The following is a 22408-nucleotide window of genomic DNA, read 5'->3' on the forward strand; positions in this document are numbered from 1 at the left end:
CGGAAATTAAACTAAAACTGATGGAAAACGTCCTACAGGGACTGTCTTTACGATAGCCAGTGCTATCATTTTATAATTTCTTAACTGTTAAAGATCTTTTTGAGCTGTATATCGATATCAGAGGAAGTGGGATTTATTAAAATCACATTCCCCTCAGCATCCAGTACAATTGCAAAGGGTACCGACTGGATACCTAAAGCATTCGTCATCACTGATGCATCTTTACCCTCCTCATATTTATCTATTCCCTGTTGCCAGGGCATTGCTTCTTTAAGCATGGCGTTTTTCCAGGCCTTACTGTTCTGGTCGATCGAAACGCTAACTATCTCAAATCCTTTAGCGCGGTATTGTTTATATAACTCCTTAAGGTGCGGAATAGCCGCCCTGCAGGGCATACACCATGAAGCCCAGAAGTCAACCAATACAACTTTACCTTTAACCGATGACAATTTGATGGATTTACCACCGGCAGTTTGTAACTCAAAAGCCGGCAATGGTTTTCCAACTAATAAATTTTGACTTGCTGTAACAGTATCCCGCTTCTCTAATGATGAAGCTTTTACATCCGCCTTCCATCCGATGCTTAGGGCAAGCATTACCGGTGTTATCAACAGCAACTTTTTAAAGTTTATTTTCATTTAGCCTGACTATAAAACCTGTAATTCAATTACCTTTCTTTTAGGCGGAAAACATTTGTTGTTATCACAAACCTGGTAATAAAGCCCGCATTTGACTACCATGCCAGTCTTTAATGAAGCCGCACTTATCTCGGTTTTAAATGTTGCTATGCCCTCCCAAACAAACATGCCTTCGCCGCCGATAAATGGCACACCTGCCGATGCCTGCCACTCGCCGCTTGTTACACCTTTGGGTAACTCAATAATAGGTTGTGTGGTAATAAAAGGGCTGTCCTTAGGTACATAGGCGTAAATATGCCAGCCTTGCAAAATCTCAGCCTTAACAACTACCTGTTTTTTCCCGTTTGCTTCATCAATCAACATGGCGCTCACTGTCACCGGATCGGTACGGGTTGGTACTGTTGCCGCATTTGCAGTTTTAATGTCGCCGGTTGATGCGGGTGTTATTGCCGCCGTTTCTGTTTTATAGGTATTCACCATAAATTTAAACCCTCCGGCTTCGGTATAATAAAGGTTGGATTTGTTTTTGGTTAACCAAATGCGCCATTCTTTGGCAGATGTGAATTTTTCGGTGGTATATCTTTCCAATACCCTTTGGGCCAGGGCAGGCTCCTCTCCTTTCTCAAGCATATTGATACATTTTTCAAGCAGCTCAATTTTGCGGTTGGAGATCCCCAGTTTTTTTGCATCCTCATCAACCTGTAACGAGTAAGCATCAACCGGATAAAAATACTCGAGGTTATCCCGATAGTACTTATGATAGGCCTCTACGTTAGTACCAAAAGCATCATACATGCCGCTGCCAGTCCAGCTTTTAAGATATTCATCAAAACTTTGTACATCATCCGATACCGGCATCTTTAAAAACGCCTCGTTACCTTTACCAATACCCTCGCCTTTGGCTTTACGATCTTTAAGTTCCTGCTGCATTTTTAGCAGGCGGGCGTTACCCTCTTTCCGGGCTATCAGCGTTTTTTGATATAGAGCTTTATCACTGCGGTAAATCATTTCATTTACCCACTCACGGTTTTCAATTTGTACTTTTTTCATGATGGGCGCCTGGTGATCAAACTTTTTGATGTAGCAAACTGTGTTCACAAATACATCTTTAGCTTCATCGGTCATATGATTTGGCGAAGCAGAAAAGCCCCACATAAAATAATTACCCTGACGGCCTAACGCTACTGCTTCAGCATTTTTTAAGCAAACACCGCCGCTTATAGCTTCGGCATCCGGCGAATCATTAAATCCCTCGCCATGCGCCACCATGCCGATAATGTATTTATCCTTAGCTGCAGGATCTTCTTTGATCACCTTCCACATAGGCAGTTCCTTCGGGGTAGTTGCTCCCTGAAAGCCGTTAAAAAAAGAACCCGGCGTAGGCCTGTTAACTAAAGTTAACTTCACTTTTACAGGTGTATTAAATATGGCATGACTGGTTTTGATGTTCAGCGCATCGTCTTCCAAACACTGACAATACCAATCAAACTTAAGTCCTATCGGCATGCCCACATCGGGAGCCAGCTGATGCATCAAAATAATAGGCCTGTCAAAATTGGCAGGTAATTTTATCGGACCCGCATCGGCAATTGTTACGTCGACATTGGCAGACATCGAAGCATCGTAATCCCTCACATCCACAACTTCAACTTTGTCAAAGCGCGTTTCTAAAAAAGCCTTAAAATCGGCCATACGGGTTTTCCAGGCCTCATCTACCGCGCCCGCGGCTGTGCTATAGTAAGTAATATGTTCGGGCTTAGGTTTTGCCGGATCATATCCTACATATAAAACATGAAGTGCTATTTTGCCCGCTCCGTGTTTTATGACGTTACCCAAAGAGGCTACGCTAAACATAACACAAAGCAGAAAAGCCAAAATGATCTTTTTCATACCTGCTTAATTAAAAAGTTCGGCAAGTTTATGATTGAGGTCTTCCCCGCGCAGATTTGTGCTAATAAGTTTGCCGTCGCGGTCTACCAGGAATGTAGCAGGTATAGCCGAAACGCCATAAAGACGGGCAACGCTGTTGTTGTTGCCATTCAAGTCGCTAACCTGCGGCCATGTCATACCCTCCTGTTGCAGAGCTTTCAGCCATTTGTCACGGCTGCTGTCAAGCGATACCGAAAGGATTTCGAACCCTTTATCCTTGTACATTTTATACTGACTTAACAGATTTGGGATTTCCTGACGACAAGGTGAACACCAACTTGCCCAAAAATCGACCAAAACGATTTTGCCTTTATAGTCGGCTAACGATAAGCGTTTGCCGGCAGGGTTGACCTGAGTAAAAACCGGCGCCGGGCCACCTATTTTTAAACGGTAATGTGCATCAATAAATTCTTTGATAGTTTTACCATTATCAGTTGCCTGGATTGCCGGACTGAAAGTTTTGAACACCTGTTCGGCTACTGTAACCGTTTTTTCATTAGATGCAGTGCCGAACAGCGCTACCGGTGCAAAGAACGAATCGGGGTGCGTTTTGGCAAAATCGAGATTTTTGCGCTGAAAATCGGCAATCATTTTATAGTGATGGCGGGCAACCGAATTGGTAAATGCGGTATCATTCACCAACTCGGGCGCTGCCGCAATTTCAGCATTAGAAATATGATCGATGTCCCATGGCATCGGTCCTACAGCTTTCACATAAGCCGAATATTCATCATATGTTTTGGATCCGCTCATCTGGGCGTTTGCCAGGGAATCTTTAGAAACTATATTAAGCGTTTCATTAGAAAAATTAAAGTAGAGAATATCGCCGCCATGGGTGGCAATTTCCCGGCCGGCGCCTTTATGATCAAGTGCAAGGCGTACAGAACTGTATGGGTTCATCCTACCTGTGAAATGAAAAGCGCCGTTAACTAATGTGGTCGAATCTTCATGCCCCTTGCCGCCTGTCATAAAGCTTAAATAAACTTTCTGACCGTTTAGATTGCCAATCTGCCCATTAATAGCGAACTGGTTAGTTTGACCGGCGGCGTTCAACGCAGCCATGCTCAAAATTAAGTTTAGTAGTTTTTTCATTTCTTTATATGTTATACATCGAGTCGACAGGTTACGTTATACTTTTCAAGGATGAAACGCTCTTGTTAATGTCATGACTGCGGCCAACAACACAAAAATCATTCATGCTGTTGGTTAATCTTTTATATGGTTTTGATTAGTTAGTTTTTTATCTGCTCACGATGTCAATCGGTTCGCCCGGTATACCGGTTATTGTTTTGGTGATATTACCGGTTTTAGAAACACTTACGTCAAGCGTATAAACTGCCCCATCTGCGCCAACAGTAAGGGTGTTGTCATCCAAACTGATCTTCATCATGGATACCTTTTTACCGCCAAAGTCTGCGTCGAGCTGTCTTATATCTTCATTAATTGGGTTATAGCGGTAAATTTTCCCTTTTGATGAAAAATAAAACACATTTAAGCTATTCACCACCCATTTGGTATTATCATCAATTAAGGCGCTGCCTTTGAATGTGCGTTTGCCCAGCCCTTTAAATGTCCGGTCGTCGCCCATAGGGTAGCTAAAACTTAGTTCGGTTATGGTACCTGTCGCTGTTTTAAAGAAAGCATAGGAAGGGCCACCTTCTGTAGGTTTCATGAACAACAAATTATCGTATCCTACATTTTTAGGGTCAAAGCCAGTGCTTGCGGTATCAATCTGGTAATTGGTGCCAGAGTAAGTACCATCGGCCCCGAAGGTAATAAAGGCTTTTCCTTTAAGATTGTAACCGATAAAAAACGAGCTTCCATGTGTAAAATATTTAGACATGGTGTAATCACCGCCCTGTTCGTTGGCAAATTTGCCGTAGTCATCAGCAAATGGCGCTGTTGAGGATACACCTACATATAGCTTAGCATTGATAACTCCCGTTGGCACTGTCCCCATTTGTACAGGGCCTAAAAATGGCTCCAGGTAACCTGTATTGATAACAGCCGGCGGCGAGAAGAATTGCGCTGCAAAATCTGTTCGTTTTAATAAGGTGCTGGCGTCAAGCACCACTCCGCTTTTATTAGGATCGTTGCTTAGCACCCAATATTCCTCTTTGGTATTGGGTTGATAAGGCAGTGGTTTTGAATAGTACAACTGAACCGGATTGATAGGCAAATCGCCTTTATTAAGTGATTTATAAATATCGCCCAACACTGTTTTATCCGGTTTTACGAACGATAATTTGGTAACCCCATTATCGTTACTCAACACCAAAATACCTGCCGAAAACTGCGTCGTACCTGTAATTTTGAAAGGGAACGTATAAAATAATCCATTCCGTTTGTCGGTAATGGTGAGTTTACATGCGCGGTCGCCGGGGCCTAAATTGTAGACCATTTTCAAAGGGTAGCCTTTGAAAACTGCTTCCCGGAGTTCTTCTTGTACGGTGATGTGCCATTCAAAATCAAGATCCTTTAAGGGATCCGCACCGGCCAAAGTAACCTTGGGGTTTATGGTGAGCGTATCGCCGAGCAGGGCTGCAAATGTGGCGTTATTAATGCCGGTAACTACCGGCTCTGAAGGTGGCGAGTATACATAATTGCCGAGGTCTTTTTTACATGAAGTATAAAATACCGTTATGAGCGCCAATATAGCTATCGATTTAAATTTCATGACCTAAGTGTTTAATTGATAATAACCTGCTGACCATTTTCATCAACAAAAAAGTACTTGCCTGCCTGCGCATAATACTTGAGGTAAAACTTCTTACCGGGCGAAGAAGAACTATAAAAATCATAATCGTTGCTTCCATCGGCCCTTTTGGTAAGTATGTAGCCTTTTTCGGGATATCGCGCTACCCAGGCAAAAGGGTCATTAATAAAGGTCCTCACGTTATCTATATAATACAGCGTACGCGGGATCTGGAGATAAGCATTAGGTTTTGACATATCAACCAGATCGGTAGTACCCGAAGAGATCAGGAACAATTGGTGTTTTATCCTGCTGTAAGGGCCCAGATTACCCATCCAGTAAATCCACCAGGCCGGTTGCTCCAGACGCGACGAATAAAGGATAGACCTCATCCTCAACGCTACAGGCAATGACGAATTAAAATCCTGACCACCCGAAACAAGAATGGTAAGCACAACCGATTTATTTGCAAGTTCTGGGTCGGTATTTTTGATGATGACAGGTACCTTTACTGTGCCCGAATCAGCAGGCATAGTGTACGAGGGCTTAAGCGCTTCATAGTGCAAACCGGCTTTGGCCGTGGTAGCGGTGTCAACTACGGATATCGCAAACCTTCTTTCGGTTTTTGACCTTTGCCCCGAAATGATCACCGGTACCCAAATGGTATCCTGCGCCAGGGTTGGATTATAGGCGAAAGAATATGTTAATACCGACGTATCCTGGTTGCCGTCTTTATCCTTATAATTCAGATAAATATTATCCCTGGAGCCGTATGTAAGTAATTGGTCTTTTTTGCAACCGAAAAGAGCTGCAAAGACCACTAAAACAAAAAATATATTTCTTTTCATTGTCATAAATGGTATGAGATCAATTATTGTAAGCCGTTTCGTCGTCGGGGATCGGGAACACGTATATGCTGTTTGATGCCGGATAGATCTGGCCACTGGCCGCCACTATATCAAGGTTTAAGCGTTTATACATGTAAAATATCTGGCTCTCGCCGTAAAACTCTTTACGGGCTTCTTTAACCAGCTCATGCATAAAAGCTGATTTGCCCAAAGTATTCGGCAATAAATCGATAATGCCCCTATGGGTACGTACTGTATTTAAATACTCAATGGCTTTTGTTGGGTTACTATCATAGCTTGCTTCAGCTGCTATATAGTAGGCCTCAGTTAAGCGAAAAGACGGCGCCATTAACGGGTGCAGGTTTACCTGCGGCGAACTGTTAACCAAATATTTAACCAGGTAACTACGGTTTGGGGTTACATCTGTAGCTGTAAAAAACCATTCTCTGTAGCGCCAGTCCTCGGCACCAACAGTGCTTTTTTCATAGATATTATCTAACTGCAACGGTGTTGGCTGATATTGAGCAGTATTTGTGGCACTGAATAACGTAACAAGCGCGTTGTTATCGTTGGCATGTGGTGCATACCAGCCAAATACCAGCTCGTTATAAAACACCCTGTCTTTTTGCTCAACGTTGTTGTTAAAGGCATCATCTTTTTGAGTCCAGGGGAATTTATTAGCAGTTATTACATCATTGGCGTTGGAGAGTGCATTCTGGTAGTCATTTTCATACAGGTAAATCCTTGCAAGTTCGCCGCATACGGCATAATAATTAAGCCTGTGCCTGCGGTTTTGCAAAAACAGGGTATTACTTGTGGTTTCTGTTTGTTTGCGGCCTGTATAACCGCCGGGATAGGTTTTGTTGGGATATCCAACTATGTAGCCTGGAGAAAGAATGGGATCAGTTGTACTTAGCAACGCACGTGCATTACGCAGATCAGCTATAGCGTTGTTAATTACCTCAGCTACTGATGAAAACGGTGTACTTTTAATACTAACATTGGTTACATATGGGATGCCTTTGGCGTTCGGATTGGATTTATACGAAGCCGCGAACATGCGCAAAAGATCAAAATGCAGGTATGCGCGAAGGGCGAGCGCTTCGCCTTTAATGATGGCATAGTTGTTACCCGAAAACACAGCCTTTTGTTTATCTATCACCTGTAATATTTCATTACAATTACCGATGGCGTTATAAACCGCCGACCAGATCTGGCTGTTTTTATCCTTTAAAATGCTTTGGCTGTACTGAAAAGAAGCGATCTTTTGAAAATCAGTATTCGAAAACGAATAGTTCTGCGCCATGATATCCAGGTTGCTAAACGTGAGGTTGCCACCGTACATATCTGCTTTGGTACACCTGGTGTAAACACCATTCAACGCCTCCTCAAAACCATCTTCAGTGGTAAACAGTTGCTCTTTGGTTACATCAGATTCCGGCTGTACATCCAAAAACTTTTTGCATGAGGTAAATACCAGCAACGGGATTATAAAAATTAAATATCTCTTCATGGTTATGTGTTAAAATGAACCCAATAATGAAAATGTTAAGCTGCGGGCAAAGGGATAATAGATCCCACGCTCTGCCTGGATAGTTGAAGTCCTGAAAACATCGTTTGCTGTGGCTGCCAGCCTCAAATTTTGAAGCCCCAAACGACGAATAGCGTTTGGCTTAAAATCATATGACAAGTAAAGCGACTGCAGCTCTATCAGGTTATCTTTTTGTACAAATCGCGATGACACATAAGTATCGGTTAGGTCAGTAATATTTTTGAAAAATGTGCGATCGCCGGGCTGTTTCCACCTCTGCTCCAGCACGCGGCTATCAACATTAAAACGGGGATCAGCATTTTCAACCCTGTCGATAAGCGTTTGGTTAAAGGCTTGCCCACCAAAACGGTAATGGAAGCTAAAGCTCAGCATAAACCTTTTGTATGATACCGTACTACCAAAAAAGCCCTCGGCCTTTGGCGTGGTATTGCCCACGTCCTGTACATCCTTAACATCCCACACATAGGTTAGGGTACCATCTTTTTTCACCAGGATCTCTTTGCCGTTTTCAGGATCAATACCCAATGACCTCACAGCGTAAATGGTATTCAGTGATTTACCTTCAACATACCGCGTTAGCGGGGTTGAAAAAGCGTTGTTATCCTTATTGGTCTGGAAGTTATCTATGTTATTATTGAAGGCTTTAAGCGCATCAGATATGCTCACTATTTTGTTAACGTTATGAGCAAGGTTACCGGTCAGGTTAATGTTCCAGTTGGATGTATGGAAAACCTGGGCTACGAGGTAAAGCTCATAGCCTTTGTTTGACATGTCACCAAGGTTATCTTTATAAGTTGTAAAACCTGTTGACGGCGCAAGATTGATATCAGTAATTAACCCTTTGGTAAGTTTGTAATAGTATCTTGGCGATATAACTATCCTATCTTTAAACAACCCAATGTCCATACCCACATCAGAGGTACGGGTTTTTTGCCATTCCAGGTTGCTATTGCCGTAGCCCAGGATGGTAGCGCCGATACCGGTTGAATACCAGTTTTGTGTATCATATGAATAAATTGAGCGCGACTGGTATGCCGGGAAGCTGATAGAACCAAGCGTTGCGATACTGCCTTTAAGGCGCAGCTGGCTTATTACTTTTGAGCCCTGAAAAAAGCCTTCCTTATGAATATTCCAGCCAATCCCAAGGGATCCGAAAGGAGCATAACGCCTGTCGGCCCCGAAAGCCGATGAACCATCAACCCTTACCGATGCATCTAACAGATATTTGTTTTGGAACGCATAGTTGCCAGAAAAGAAAGCACCTGCCGTTCTTGACTTGGTAACATCTCCGTAAGGGCCTGAATTTTCTTTGTAAATACGTGCAAAGCCAATATTGGTAAACCTGTCGTTTGAAAAACCCTGGGCCGAAAATGATTTAACATCGGCCTTTGAAGCCAAAATATTAGCACCTAACACAAGGTTGAAATAATGATCGCCCAACTGCTTGTTATAACTGATAGTTACGTTTCCGTCAAGGTTAAGACTGGCATTTGTTCCGTAATCATAAGTCCCCCTGTTGTTCAGCCTATCAGACGCGTAGTTGTAAAAAACACTACTTAAGGGCGATACATAATTATCAGATGTTGAATTGGTTTTGTTTACGCTCATTAACGCCCTTAACCTCAGGCTTTTTGTCATCTTATAATCAGCAGAGAACGACTCCAGTATTTCTGTATATGCCGCTTTATTAAAACTGCTCAGGCTGGCTTCATATAAAGGGTTAAACACATTTTCGGTAACATATTGATCAGTTCCTGAACGGCCGGTGTTTACACGCCAGTTGGCCAGTTCCTGTACCAATCTGCCTGTACTGTCCCTTATCGGGAAATATGGGTTGGCATTTACATAGGTCGAAAAATCGCCGTAAGGAGAATTGGCCTGGTTAACCTGTGTAATGGTCAGATCATTCCTGATAATAAGCTTTGAGCTTGGATTATAGGTAAAATCAATCCCGCCGCTATAACGCGTATTGTCAGAACCCTTCATAACCCCCGGTTGTGTCTGGTATCGCAAGTCGATACCATACCTGAACGATTGATCGCCTCCCTGCGCGTAAACCGAATGCTTCTGCTGATAGGCGTTTCTTAAAGGCTGCGACAACCAATAAGTATTAACACCGCTCGCCACATTTTTTAAGCGCGTGAACAACTGGGCGTCAAGCTCGTCCTGTTTAGTATCACCGCTGGTAGATGTCTGTGTGTCATATAAACCCACAAGCTGCTCATAGGCCACTTTTTGTTTAGCATTAAGCACGTGATAGTCGGACAGATCCGGGCCGTTGAAGGTAAGCTCGTAATTGTATGATAACTGCAGTTTCCCGGCAACAGGCGCTTTGGTAGTGATCACCATTACACCGTTGGCTGCCCTTGAACCGTAAACCGCAGTAGCCGCACCATCTTTCAATAAGGTAACCGATTCTATCCGGTTAATATCCAGGTCAACTACTTTTTGAAGCGATACTTCAAAGCCATCAAGGATAAAGGCCGGCAGGTTATAATTGCTTGAAAGGTTATTGCGGTCAAGTATTTTATCATTGATGGAAGGGATAGCCGTGGCGCCCCTTACGTTTATCTTTGGCAGCTTGTTTGGATCCGAACCGATAAAGTTATTATCAAGTACTTTAAACGACGGATCAAACGAGGCTATACTTTTGATCACGTTTTGCGGGTTATTACGCTTCAAATCTGCACCGCTTACCGTGATGGCATTACCGGTATAATTATCTTTTTTAATAACCTGGTAACCGGTTACCACTATGTCTTTAATGTTATTAATATCAGGCAAAAGCCTCACTACAATCGATTGCCCTGCTACCACCTTAACTTCTGCGGATTTGTAGCCCATAAACGAGAATATTAATGTTTGCCCTGCATCCGCCTGTACATTAAACTCCCCTTTATCATTGGTTTGGCCTATTACTCCCCTGCCGCCTTTAATGGCAATGTTTACACCGGGCAAAGTGGTTTTACTCACCGAATCCAGAACACGGCCACTCACCGGAATTTTGCTCATCGGCGCAGCCAGTTCCGGCCGCGGTTCGGGTATTTTATTTTGGATTACGATGGTTTTAGATACAATGGTAAAACTCAGATCAAAATCTTTAAGACACGTGTTAAGCACATCAACAAGCGGCGCGTCATGAAAATTGGCATCAACTGTTTTGCCTTTTATATTTACTTTTTCGCTGTAAAAAAACAAATAGCCTGTTTGTTGTTTTATATCCTTAAAAACCGATTCGAGGCTTTTATTTTTACCGGATATGGTTACCGTTTGAGAATAACTTGCAGCCGATAAGTGCAACACGCCAACAAGCAACAGTATAGTGGTGAGTTTCAATACTAATAAGAATTTGCACTTTACCCCCCGCATTGCGCATACGGCGTTGTAAAGAAAAGTTAATTTCATATTTTTGAATAAGATTGGGTTAATAAAATGCAGCCCAGGGCTTCGACATCTTGTGCTGCCTGACCTATTTTAAACCGGAAGCGGTGAGAGGCTTCCGGTTAATTTTTGGTCTGTTGATATGAGATTGGTCTGAGATTTATCGTACTTGTTTATCCATTAAGTTTTGTTTTAGTGATTAGCATTTAGTTTTGTTAGTTGTTAGTATAAAGTTTAAGTTAAATATCATTTACCGTAGGACACCTTCACTGTTTTGCCCTCCACCGAAAATTTCATGTTGTTAAGTTCCAGGATTCTAAAAACGTCGGTCAGTTTACTGCTCCTTGAAATTTCACCGAAAAATTTCTCCGTTGGCATATCGCCTTCATAAACCACATCAATATCATACCAGCGGCTTACCTGGCGCATAACCTCGCGGATATCCTCATCTGCAAATGAGAATACCCCGTTTTTCCAGGCAACTTCTTTGTCAAGGTTCACTTGTTGTTTACTGATGGTACCGTTACCTGTACGGCCTATTACCGCCTGCTCACCGGGAACAATAAGTATTGAGTTTGTTGCCGATGTTACCTTTACCGAACCTTCCAACAGTGTGGTTTTAACCAAAGCTTCATCGCCGTAAGCATTGACATTAAAATGCGTACCGAGCACCTCAATAGTTTGCAATGCCGATTTAACCCTGAATGGCATTGCTTTATTTTTTGTTACTTCAAAGTAGCCTTCGCCATTGAGCGTTACCTCACGTTCCGCTCCCTTAAACACGGTTGGATAAGTTATTGACGATGCCGCGTTAAGCCACACGTTAGTGCCGTCGGGCAGGATGACCTTGTACTGCCCGCCGTTAGGTGTGGTAACCGTGTTTTGAACAGCTTGATTTTGCCCGTTTGCGTCGGCCTGGTAAACGATCTGCCCATCGGCCGTTTTGGTGATTTTCACCCCGGCCTGTTTAGCTATTTGCCCGTTGGCAGCATCATCAAGCGATATGGTTGTGCCATTGGCCAAAGTAAGCGTAGCCTTGTTGGTACCAGGTACTATACCTTTGTAAGAGTTTGCGGCCAAATTATCGGCCTTATACCGGTTACGAATAAAAAAGTAAGCACCAACCGAAAGAAACAACAGAATTGAGGCGGCCACGGCATATCTGGTCCAACCCGATCTTAAAGGCATGGTAACCGGCTTTTTTTCGTATTGCGCTATCCTCTCATCAACCTTTGCTTTAATGGCATCTTTCAGATACAGGTAGTCGGCCTCATTTTCATCGGTAATGAGGTCATCGTTCAAATCAAACAGGTTATAGTACGATTCCAGGAATTTAATTTCTTCCTGAGTAGCCTCACTACGCCTGTATTTTGTTAGTATCTGTATAAAATATTGCTTGTTCGCCTCGTCCATTTACATCCTTTATATATACATGAGTCCGCAAAATGAAAATAGCCCATGTTAATTGAAAATATTTTTAATGTTTTATTTAAAAATAATGCAGGTTTAAAATCAAAATGATAAAATATCATCAACCAATCATCATAATTGATAAAAATAGGGCATCTTCATTAAAGAAAAAACGTTTTATCAACCTTGTTGATAAAAATAAAGCAATACATGAAGTAAGAAAAGTGATTTACGAAGTGTTGCAAGGGCCTTCCCCATTTGGTTACGAACAGTTTTGGGGGAGATTTCCAGTTGATCGGCAATTTGCTGGCTTGAGAGGCCTTCATAAAAGCGCAAATTGAATATGATACGCTGTTGAGCTGGTAACGTATCAATAAGCTCATTAAAAGCTTTCAAAAATTCATCATGAAGCACATTAGCATCGGCGCGGCCAAGATGGCTTTCAATTTCATGGACTGTATCGGGCAAGGCCGCATAGCGCGATTCCTTTTCCATATATTTAAAAACGCCATTGCGAGCGGCAATCAATAAATAAGCCGGCAGGTTTTCAATCGGCGACTTTGACGCACGCATCCATAACTGCACAAATACGTCCTGAGCAATATCCTGAGCGCGTTCAATATCGTTAACCCGTTTGTATGCTGCGTTATAAACCTGTTTCCAATATTTGGTATATAATACATCAAAGGCAGGTTTGCTACCTTCACTAATGAGTTTCAGAAGTTTGGCATCGTCGGCTGACAAGTCAAGAGGGGCCATGCGTTATTTTAATTTCCTATATTGATCAGGTTAATTACACAAACATCATGGTGTTTTAATGCTCATTGTATATGTGTCAAATCCAAATATAGAAATTATCTGGCAAAATAAAATCTTATAAACGGGTTTAACCCCGATGGCAGAGAATTATCAGCTTAGCATGGCAAGAAAACTCCGATTTCCGTTAGTATGATGGTCTCTTCCCTATTATTGTAATTTTCCATGAGCCAAACCATTACAATCAGGAAAGGGCAAACCAGCATCCTACTGCCCCTGCTATTGTTTTCCTCATTTTTTACAGTTGCAAAACGGCAAAATGGACCGTATTGGTTACACCGTTATACATTTGTGCATAAATGCCCCTACAGAATAAGTTTAAGGCTTAATGGCTTAACAGAATCCCAGTACAATATATCCTATAACATTTACTACATTTATACTTAAGTTATCAAAATCTATGGATCTTATTATCAAAGTACTCATCGGCCTGGTAGCCTTTATCCATTGTTATATATTATGGTTGGAAATGTTTGCCTGGACAACCCGTGGCCCCAAGGCATTCAACAAATCATTGCAGGAACTGGAAAACAGCAAAGTTTTAGCGGCTAACCAGGGTTTATACAACGGATTTTTAGCAGCAGGTCTGATTTGGACATTCTTTATCAGCAACGCACAATGGCATAACTATGTGGCCCTGTTTTTCCTGAGTTGTGTGGCCGTAGCTGGCATTTACGGGGCACTTACAGTAACCAAAAAGATCTTCTATATACAGGCCGTACCTGCATCACTGGTCATTTTATTGATCCTGATGAGGTAGGCGCATTTATCAACCCACGCGATCTTTTATGTGGGTCGAAATGGAAAAAACTATCAAGGGATTGGTCATGCTATAGCCGGTTACAACAAACAATTCACGGTTTCGATTGCTGCCTGGATAAAAACCAACAACGTGTCGAACTTACGACCAAGCGTGGCATCGCCCCCGAGGTTTGTGAACCGGCTGCTCAAAAGGTTATGGGAAGTAGCGAAGAAGCCCACATTAACAAATATTAGTACCGTTGATAGTATAAAGCTGTTTATAATACTCATTTGCCATCCGGTTACTGTCAAAGAGAGGGAATATATCCTGCATGCTGCGCCTAATTATTTCAACCCATTTATCCGGATGATCGTAATACAGGGGAATGACTGTTTTTTGCAGCAAATTGTACAAGTTATGCGCATCGGTTTCATCCTGTTGAAATTTATGCTCACTAATTTCAGTATTAGGTATAACAAAACCGTTCACTCCATCCACAACAAATTCCGGAAACCAGCCATCAGGAATCGAAACATTAACACATCCGTTCATTGCCGCCGACATCCCGCTCGTACCTGAAGCTTCGTGGGTCAGCCGCGGCGTGTTGAGCCAGACGTCTGCCCCTTGTTTAAGTAATCGTGATAAACGCAATTCATAACCGACTAAAATCGCGCAGTTTGGGTAATCCTTACATAAGTTTACGATCTTATTAAAACTGGCTATCGCATCATAATCCATTGGATAAGGCTTTCCTGCCCATATCATTTGGATCGGCATTTTATTGTTAGTTAGAAGTTGGTGAAAAAAGTCCATATCATGCAATAGCAATTCCGGCCTTTTGTACCCGGCAAACCTTTTCGCAAAAACAATGGTGAGCACTTCAGGATCGAGGAGAACACCACATTGGTCCGCTACCTCGTCAAAAAGTGCACGTTTACCTGCCTTTTTCCTTTCCACCAGCTTTTGCATCTGATTAGTTTCCAATGCCGCATACATTTCCTTGTCTGCCCAATAAGAATAGCTCTGGGCGTTGGTTATAGAAGTAAGTTCACAAATGCCGTTATTTCCATTCCATATTCCCTGTAGCGTGTTTAAATGCATTTTTGACACAGCATTGGCTTTGCCGGAGAACCTAAACGCAGTTAAGGTATGATCCATAACGTCGCCCTGACAACCCGCTATTTCCTTCACTTCATCTATTGGAATATCCCCCCAAAACCCCATTTTATTAAGCAGGAACAAATCAGACCGTTGGTTGCCGCCAGGCTCGGGTGTATGGTTAGTGAAAACCAGTCTTCTTTTTACTTCCTCAACGGACTTATATTTTTTATATAAATAAAATGCGATGGGTAAGGCATGCGATTCGTTCAGATGATAAATATCTGGTTGGAAATTGATTGCTTCTAATAAGCGTGCCCCGCCTTCACCCAACAATATCGCAGCAGCAGTCCCCGTTTCAGGATTACTGTCATAAAGCTTATGTGAAATGGTTTTAGCCAAATAATCATTCTCCGGCAGATCTGTTGTCAGGAAAAACAGAGGAGCCGTTTTAAAAATTTCAGGCTTCAGGTAAAACGCGGTAACCCAAACATCGTGGCCGGATACCTTAATAGTAAATTTAATGCCGGTATCAATGAGGAAGTGATATATTTTTTCCTGGAAGAGTACCTCCATGGTTTCATCACCCTTTCTTCCCTGGTTATAATAACCATATTTCCACAAGATTCCGATACCTATAACGTTCTGCCTGAGTTCATAGGCGCTCCTCATAAAAGAGCCTGCAAGATAGCCGAGGCCACCTGAGTAGGTTTTAAGGGGCTGATGGACGGCATATTCCATGCAAAGATAAGCGACCGGCATTTTGTATTCCGGGTTTATTGGGTAAGGATGCTGAAAGGAGAAGCTCATATGATTTAAAAAAAAGACCCGTAGCTATTTTAAAGCTGACGAGTATATTAGTATTATAGACTATTTTGATTTCTGTTTTTCACAAGTTGTGATGAATGTTTTTTCAAATGTTGGTGTTTATCTGCTAACCGGGAATGACACGGATCAGGGTATTATATGACAGTACGCACAAAACACTCAAATTCAAACGATGGATTAAGAGCCAAATTTGAAACCGGCCCGCAATTGACTTTAATAAGTGACCTCACTCCTACATACTTTAAAACAGAAAACCGCTTTTAATATTTCCGTTTACAAAATTCTTTCACAATGATACCCTTTCCGTGTAAGTACTTTCGTCATTCCCGTGTTTTCCAGTCTGAATATGAAAAAAGGACCAAATGCGGCTGCGAAGACCTTCGGGAGCTCATTTTGAGCCTATCGCGCATATTAATAAATGATTAAAACTTAATAATCATATGATCTGCGTCAAAAACGATTGTTTATTAATTGTTACTTTTGTATAGTTTTGAAAAAGTTCACGGCCATATTGCTTTTAACAACCTTCCTGTTCTCAACAACTGAACTCCACCAGTTGCTGAAATTGCCTGTGGTTTTTGAACACTTTGCCGAACACCGGAAGGAAAACAAGAGCATTTCATTCCTGCAATTTCTGGACATGCATTACATGCATGGCAGCCCGAGGGATAAAGACTACAGCGAGGATATGAAGCTGCCCTTCAAAACAGCAGATAATTGCACAGCGACGATATCACCCGTGCTGGTTCCTCAATTATTCCAGCCACTCGTCCCTCCCCTGGTATTCTCAACGAAAACGAAGTTACATGCCTTCGATCAGTCGTTTAACCACTCAACTTATTTATCCAGCATTTGGCAGCCGCCAAAATCCTAATTAGCAGTCATTTCTATGTTATTTACAGCGCTTAGCCTGGCTATTCCTGCTATGCGCTGCTTTTTGAATTGCTAATTTTCAAGATCTTATTTTATGTTAAATCATATTATCGCTTTTTCCGTGCGGAATAAGCTGATCATAGGGCTTTTTATTATCGCCCTTATTGGCTATGGCAGCTATCAGTTTACCAGGCTGCCCATTGATGCCGTACCCGATATTACCAACAACCAGGTACAGGTTATTACCATCGCCCCATCATTCGGAGCTACAGATATCGAACGTTTGGTCACCTACCCTATAGAGCAGGCGAACAGCAATATCTCGGGCTTAAAAGAGATCCGAAGTTTTTCCAGGTTTGGCCTGTCGCTGGTTACCATTGTTTTTGACGACGCTACAGATGTTTACTGGGCGAGACAGCAGGTTGCCGAACGTTTGCAAAAAGTGCAAAGCCAGATACCCGCCGGTATCGGCACACCCGAGTTGGGCCCGGTAAGCACCGGGCTGGGCGAAATTTACCAATACGTAGTGCGCCCCAAAAAGGGCTATGCCGGTAGGTATAACGAAACCGAGCTCCGTACGATACAGGACTGGATAGTTCGCCGCCAGTTACTCGGCGTCAAAGGTGTAGCCGAAGTGAGCAGCTTTGGCGGGAAGCTTAAACAGTATTCTATTGAAGTTGATCCTAATAAACTGCTTTCCCATAATATTACCATAACCGATGTTTTTAAGGCCCTGGAAAGTAACAACCAGAACACCGGCGGCGCTTATATTGAAAAAGGCCCGACGGTGGTATATATCCGTAGCCAGGGGCTGATCGGCAATATGGAAGATATCAATAATACGGTAATTAAAAATACTGCCGATGGCTCGCCGCTTTTTATTAAAGACGTGGCTGACGTTAAAATAGGCTATGCTACCCGTTATGGTGCGATGTGCTATAACGACGAAGGCGAAGTTGCGGGAGCGGTTGTCATGATGCTGAAAGGTGCCAACAGCAGCGAGGTGATTAAAAACGTAAAGGAACGTATAGCACAAATCCAGAAAACTATGCCAGAAGGCGTTGAGATTGAACCTTTCCTGGACCGTACCAAAATGGTGAACAACGCTATCGGTACTGTGGAGCGCAACCTGCTGGAGGGGGCACTCATTGTGGTATTTGTACTGGTATTATTTCTTGGCAATTTCAGGGCAGGTTTACTCGTTGCCTCTGTGATTCCGTTGTCAATGCTGTTTGCCATTATTATGATGAACCTTTTTGGCGTAAGCGGTAACCTGATGAGCCTTGGTGCGCTTGATTTCGGTTTAATTGTAGATGGCGCCGTAATTATTGTAGAAGCCGTAATGCATACCCTTAGCCATAGCAAACATTTTACATTAACTGACAAGATTGGGCAGAAAGAAATGGATCAGGAGGTGAACAGTTCTGCCAGCAAAATGATGAATAGCGCTGTTTTTGGCCAGATAATTATATTGGTAGTATATCTGCCGATCTTCACTTTGCAGGGAATCGAGGGTAAAATGTTTAAGCCTATGGCGCAAACCGTAGCGTTTGCGCTGTTGGGCGCTTTTATTTTATCACTCACTTACATCCCTATGATGAGCGCCGTCTTCCTGAGTAAGAAGATCAAGCACAAGCCCAATTTTTCGGATAGGTTAATGGCGAAGGTTGAAAGAATATATCAAAAAACATTAAGCGGGGTAATTGCATTTCCCAAAGCTGCATTATTAACTATTATCGGTCTGTTTATATTTTCAGCCTATATTTTAACCACACTGGGCGGTGAGTTTATACCTGCACTGGAAGAAGGTGATTTTGCGGTTGATACGCGGGTGCTAACCGGCAGTAGCCTGAATACTACTATTACCAATACCCAAAAGGCCGCCCACATCTTAAAAAGCCAATTCCCCGAAGTTGAAAAGGTGGTGACCAAAATAGGCAGCGGCGAAGTTCCGACCGATCCTATGCCGATGGATGCAAGCGATATGATGGTGATCCTAAAACCCAAGAACGAGTGGACATCGGCTAAAACCTTTAATGAATTAGCTGAAAAAATGGGTAAGGCCTTACAAGCGGTTCCGGGTGTTACCGCAGGCTTTCAGTACCCGGTTCAGATGCGTTTTAACGAACTGATGACCGGCGCGCGTCAGGACGTGGTTTGTAAAATATTCGGCGAAGACCTGGATACCCTCGCTGCTTATGCGAATAAACTGGGTAAGATCATCAATACGGTTGACGGCGCTAAAAACCTCTTTGTGGAAGCAGTTGCCGGCATGCCACAGATTATCATTAATTATAACCGCAATGCCATAGCACAATACAACCTCAATATCGCCGATATTAACAAGGTGGTTAACACAGCACTTGCCGGGCAAAGCACCGGAACCCTGTTTGAAGGTGAAAAGCGCTTTGAAGTAGTGGTCAGGATAAGCAGCGAGCAAAAAAAAGACTTGAAGGATATTCAAAACTTGCTCATCCCGACACCGAGGGGTACACAGATCCCTTTATATCAATTGGCCGATGTACAAATAAAAGACGGCCCCAACCAGATACAGCGCGAAGATGCCAAACGCCGTATCGTGGTTGGCTTTAATGTGCGCGGCCGGGACGTACAAACAATCGTAAACGAGCTGCAGGCCAAGGTAGATAGGCAACTTAAATTCCCGGCCGGCTATTATGTAACCTATGGTGGTGCTTTTGAAAACCTGAATGCTGCCAAACAGCGCCTGATGATAGCCGTGCCGGTTTCGTTGCTGCTTATTTTCTTACTACTCTATTTTGCTTTCAACTCCATTAAGCAGGGATTATTGATTTACTCCGCCATTCCGTTGTCAGCTATCGGGGGCATCCTGTTCCTCGCTTTGCGCGGTATGCCTTTCAGCATCAGCGCAGGTGTTGGCTTTATCGCTCTGTTTGGCGTGGCAGTGCTAAACGGCATTGTATTGATATCGGAATTTAACCAGTTAAAAAAAGAAGGTATGACCAATTTGAAACATATTGTGTTATCAGGCACCAAGGTAAGGCTAAGGCCGGTACTCATGACCGCATTTGTGGCTTCCCTGGGTTTCTTTCCGATGGCTGTCAGTAACGGTGCCGGTGCCGAAGTACAAAGGCCCTTAGCTACGGTAGTAATAGGTGGCTTGCTGATCGCGACTTTCCTCACCTTGTTTGTGTTGCCCGTTTTGTATATCATGTTTGAAAAAGGCTTTAAAACAGTGTTATCGAAAAAAACGGCCACTTTGTTTTCCATTGCTTTGCTGACTGTATTAAGCCAACCCTCGGGGGCGCAAACGCCCATCACCCTTAAAGCCGCTATAGATACTGCTTTAAAAAACAACTTACAAGTTAAACATGAACAGTTAAAGTCGAAGTATCAGCAGGTACTGATCGGCACATCAGCCAATATTTCGCAGGCTACGCTGTTTGGGGAGGTTGGGCAAATCAACAGCAGCTACAACGATACGAAATTCGGTATTTCCCAGTCTTTCAGCTTTCCAACTGTCTATAGCAGGCAAAAAGAACTTTTGCAAGAAGACTGGAAAAACAGCATACTGAATATCGCGGTAAATGAGGTGCTGTTAAAAAAGCAGGTTAGCCAGGTTTTTAACACCCTGGTATATTTGGAAAACAAGCGAATGTTACTACAGCATGCCGATAGCCTGTATTTGAGCTTTTATAAAAAAGCCGAGTTGCGGCTGGCCAAAGGCGAAGCCAATATCCTGGAGAAAACAAGTGCTGAAACATTATTGGGACAGGTGCAGATGCAGCTAAGCCAGTTAAAAGAAGATGTGGCCATCATACAACTGCAATTCCAGTTGTTGCTTAATTCTACAGAGCCCTTAACCCCAGACAGATCCGACTATAAATTGGCCGTTACATTGGCTTCAGATATTTTGACCTTGAAAAATCACCCGGTAATAAAACTAATAGCTCAGCAGCAGCAAATTGCAGACGCTGCTATCCGCATGGAAAAGAGCAAGCTTTTGCCTGATCTGGCCATAGGATATAACAATACCAGCATCAAGGGTATTGGTGCTGATAATAAGCTTTACAATGGCTCAAACCGGTTTAATTCAGTGCAATTGGGTATCGGCATACCTATTTTTGCCGGGGCGCAAAAGGCGCGGATCAACAGCGCGAGAGTAAACAAACAGATAGCCGAAAGTAGTTATGCTATGGAACTTCAAAGCATGACAACGGCTTATCAATCTGCCGTTTTTCAATACCACAAGTACCTGCAAACGGTTCAGTATTTTGAAAGCAAGCCGTTAAAAAATGCCGCTTTAATAACCGTTACCGCCAACCAGCAAATTGCCGCCGGAAACATCAACTACCTGGAATGGACACAACTGATTAACCAGGCCACTACAATTAAAAATGATTACCTGGATGCTGTTCGCAACCTTAACGAGGCCATCATTCAACTCAACTATTTTTCAAACAACTAAAAATATGATCATGAAATCCATTATATATCTATCAGTCATTATTATCCTGCTATCTGCCTGCGGCGAAAAAAAACCGGCAACAGATAATACAGATAAAGCAGAGAATACTAACATCGTAACCCTGACGGATGCGCAGCTAAAAAATGCATCGATACTTACAGGCAAGATTGAGCAAAGGGAAATATCATCTGTGTTAAAACTCAATGGAAAAATCGATGTTCCGCCGCAAAATATGGTTTCCATTAGTGTCCCCCTTGGTGGGTATTTAAAATCAACCAAGTTGTTGCCGGGCATGCATGTGAATAAGGGTGAAGCCATAGCGATGATAGAGGACCAGCAATATATCCAGTTACAACAGGATTATCTTACAGCAAAGGCCCGGATAGGATACCTGGAAAATGAATATAACCGCCAAAAAGACCTTAACCAAAGCAAAGCGAGCAGTGACAAGGTTTTTCAGCAAGCCGAGGCCGAATACCGCAGCCAGCAAGTTTTAATTAGTTCATTAGCTGAGAAATTACAACTCATTGGTATCAACGTACGAACTATCAGCGCCTCAAAAATATCCAGGAGCGTCAATATATACTCTCCTATCACCGGCTTTGTATCTAAAGTAAATGTCAATATCGGCAAATACGTATCCCCAACGGAGGTGCTCTTCGAGTTAGTAAACCCAACAGATATCCACCTGGCGCTAAAAGTATATGAGAAGGATCTGGATAAATTATATATCGGTCAAAAACTGGTGGCCTATACCAACAACCAACCGGCAAAAAAACACGAAGCCGAGATATTACTGATTGGCCGTGATCTTTCTGCCGACAGGAACGCAGACGTGCATTGCCATTTTGAAACCTATGATAAAACACTGGTTCCGGGTACTTATATGAATGCAGAAGTACAAGTAAAAAATACTAAGGCATATGCCATAGCTAACGAAGCCATTGTTCAGTTTGAAGGTAAACAGTATATCTATAAAGTTATCGGGAACCGACAGTTTGAGATGACCGAGGTTAATATAGGCGAAAGTGAAAACGGCTTTACAGAAATACTATTGCCCACAAAGGTTATGACCGCGAACGCTGTTTTTGTAACCAAAGGTGCGTATTCATTATTAATGATGATGAAGAATAAGGCGGAATAAAATTAAA

General features: G+C 42.7%; 14 protein-coding genes. 4 read left to right on the plus strand and 10 right to left on the minus strand.

What is annotated here, in order from left to right; translation table 11 throughout:
* Window positions 1-80 precede the first annotated feature (80 nt).
* The 9 genes from IEX80_RS06400 to IEX80_RS06440 all read right to left on the minus strand — a co-directional run bounded on the left by IEX80_RS06400 (window position 81) and on the right by IEX80_RS06440 (window position 13212).
* Complete coding sequence (locus IEX80_RS06400; protein ID WP_188832358.1) at window positions 81-638, minus strand: TlpA family protein disulfide reductase; 558 nt, start codon at window positions 636-638, stop codon at window positions 81-83.
* Window positions 639-647: 9 nt separating this feature from the next.
* Window positions 648-2528, minus strand: coding sequence for a protein-disulfide reductase DsbD domain-containing protein (locus IEX80_RS06405; RefSeq protein ID WP_188832359.1), 1881 nt, complete (start codon window positions 2526-2528; stop codon window positions 648-650).
* A gap of 6 nt (window positions 2529-2534) precedes the next feature.
* The gene (locus IEX80_RS06410) at window positions 2535-3659 is read right to left on the minus strand and encodes a TlpA disulfide reductase family protein (RefSeq protein ID WP_188832360.1); all 1125 of its coding nucleotides are present in this window, start codon (window positions 3657-3659) and stop codon (window positions 2535-2537) included.
* Between the two features lie 148 nt (window positions 3660-3807).
* Window positions 3808-5244 carry a PKD-like family lipoprotein gene (locus tag IEX80_RS06415; RefSeq protein WP_188832361.1) on the minus strand — a complete coding sequence of 479 codons (1437 nt, stop codon included), beginning with the start codon at window positions 5242-5244 and terminating at the stop codon, window positions 3808-3810.
* Between the two features lie 11 nt (window positions 5245-5255).
* Entirely contained in the window at window positions 5256-6110 is an 855-nt protein-coding gene (locus tag IEX80_RS06420) for a DUF4843 domain-containing protein (protein WP_188832362.1), read from the minus strand.
* Between the two features lie 19 nt (window positions 6111-6129).
* Window positions 6130-7623 (minus strand): RagB/SusD family nutrient uptake outer membrane protein, encoded by a 1494-nt coding sequence (locus IEX80_RS06425; protein WP_188832363.1) that lies wholly within the window; start codon window positions 7621-7623, stop codon window positions 6130-6132.
* A gap of 9 nt (window positions 7624-7632) precedes the next feature.
* Window positions 7633-11067 (minus strand): SusC/RagA family TonB-linked outer membrane protein, encoded by a 3435-nt coding sequence (locus IEX80_RS06430; RefSeq protein ID WP_188832364.1) that lies wholly within the window; start codon window positions 11065-11067, stop codon window positions 7633-7635.
* 222 nt (window positions 11068-11289) lie between these two features.
* Window positions 11290-12456: a FecR family protein gene (locus IEX80_RS06435; protein WP_188832365.1), complete on the minus strand. Its 1167-nt coding sequence runs from the start codon at window positions 12454-12456 to the stop codon at window positions 11290-11292.
* Between the two features lie 177 nt (window positions 12457-12633).
* Window positions 12634-13212: an RNA polymerase sigma factor gene (locus IEX80_RS06440; RefSeq protein ID WP_188832366.1), complete on the minus strand. Its 579-nt coding sequence runs from the start codon at window positions 13210-13212 to the stop codon at window positions 12634-12636.
* 457 nt (window positions 13213-13669) lie between these two features.
* On the opposite strand from IEX80_RS06440, the gene IEX80_RS06445 reads away from it, so the two are divergent.
* Window positions 13670-14029, plus strand: a complete 360-nt coding sequence (locus IEX80_RS06445) for a DUF1304 domain-containing protein (protein WP_090526042.1) — start codon at window positions 13670-13672, stop codon at window positions 14027-14029.
* A gap of 222 nt (window positions 14030-14251) precedes the next feature.
* On the opposite strand, the gene glgP is transcribed toward IEX80_RS06445, so the two are convergent.
* Window positions 14252-15919 carry an alpha-glucan family phosphorylase gene (gene glgP / locus IEX80_RS06450; protein ID WP_090526043.1) on the minus strand — a complete coding sequence of 556 codons (1668 nt, stop codon included), beginning with the start codon at window positions 15917-15919 and terminating at the stop codon, window positions 14252-14254.
* A gap of 508 nt (window positions 15920-16427) precedes the next feature.
* Between glgP and IEX80_RS06455 the strand changes: the two genes are divergently transcribed.
* The 3 genes from IEX80_RS06455 (at window position 16428) to IEX80_RS06465 (ending at window position 22401) form a co-directional block, all read left to right on the plus strand.
* Window positions 16428-16811 carry a hypothetical protein gene (locus IEX80_RS06455; RefSeq protein WP_090526044.1) on the plus strand — a complete coding sequence of 128 codons (384 nt, stop codon included), beginning with the start codon at window positions 16428-16430 and terminating at the stop codon, window positions 16809-16811.
* A gap of 93 nt (window positions 16812-16904) precedes the next feature.
* Entirely contained in the window at window positions 16905-21257 is a 4353-nt protein-coding gene (locus tag IEX80_RS06460; protein WP_188832367.1) for a CusA/CzcA family heavy metal efflux RND transporter, read from the plus strand.
* Between the two features lie 10 nt (window positions 21258-21267).
* Window positions 21268-22401, plus strand: a complete 1134-nt coding sequence (locus IEX80_RS06465; RefSeq protein ID WP_188832368.1) for an efflux RND transporter periplasmic adaptor subunit — start codon at window positions 21268-21270, stop codon at window positions 22399-22401.
* Window positions 22402-22408 lie beyond the last annotated feature (7 nt).

Origin of the sequence: Mucilaginibacter rubeus, from assembly GCF_014643835.1 — a bacterium.
GTDB lineage: Bacteria > Bacteroidota > Bacteroidia > Sphingobacteriales > Sphingobacteriaceae > Mucilaginibacter > Mucilaginibacter rubeus.

Excerpts from the sequence above, each read along its gene's own strand:
- IEX80_RS06445 (WP_090526042.1), top strand. The coding sequence starts at position 13,670 with ATGGATCTTATTATCAAAGTACTCATCGGCCTGGTAGCCTTTATCCAT.
- IEX80_RS06465 (WP_188832368.1), top strand. The coding sequence starts at position 21,268 with ATGAAATCCATTATATATCTATCAGTCATTATTATCCTGCTATCTGCC.
- IEX80_RS06410 (WP_188832360.1), bottom strand. The coding sequence starts at position 3,659 with ATGAAAAAACTACTAAACTTAATTTTGAGCATGGCTGCGTTGAACGCC.
- IEX80_RS06425 (WP_188832363.1), bottom strand. The coding sequence starts at position 7,623 with ATGAAGAGATATTTAATTTTTATAATCCCGTTGCTGGTATTTACCTCA.
- IEX80_RS06420 (WP_188832362.1), bottom strand. The coding sequence starts at position 6,110 with ATGAAAAGAAATATATTTTTTGTTTTAGTGGTCTTTGCAGCTCTTTTC.
- IEX80_RS06405 (WP_188832359.1), bottom strand. The coding sequence starts at position 2,528 with ATGAAAAAGATCATTTTGGCTTTTCTGCTTTGTGTTATGTTTAGCGTA.
- IEX80_RS06435 (WP_188832365.1), bottom strand. The coding sequence starts at position 12,456 with ATGGACGAGGCGAACAAGCAATATTTTATACAGATACTAACAAAATAC.
- IEX80_RS06440 (WP_188832366.1), bottom strand. The coding sequence starts at position 13,212 with ATGGCCCCTCTTGACTTGTCAGCCGACGATGCCAAACTTCTGAAACTC.
- IEX80_RS06415 (WP_188832361.1), bottom strand. The coding sequence starts at position 5,244 with ATGAAATTTAAATCGATAGCTATATTGGCGCTCATAACGGTATTTTAT.
- glgP (WP_090526043.1), bottom strand. The coding sequence starts at position 15,919 with ATGAGCTTCTCCTTTCAGCATCCTTACCCAATAAACCCGGAATACAAA.
- IEX80_RS06460 (WP_188832367.1), top strand. The coding sequence starts at position 16,905 with ATGTTAAATCATATTATCGCTTTTTCCGTGCGGAATAAGCTGATCATA.
- IEX80_RS06400 (WP_188832358.1), bottom strand. The coding sequence starts at position 638 with ATGAAAATAAACTTTAAAAAGTTGCTGTTGATAACACCGGTAATGCTT.
- IEX80_RS06430 (WP_188832364.1), bottom strand. The coding sequence starts at position 11,067 with ATGAAATTAACTTTTCTTTACAACGCCGTATGCGCAATGCGGGGGGTA.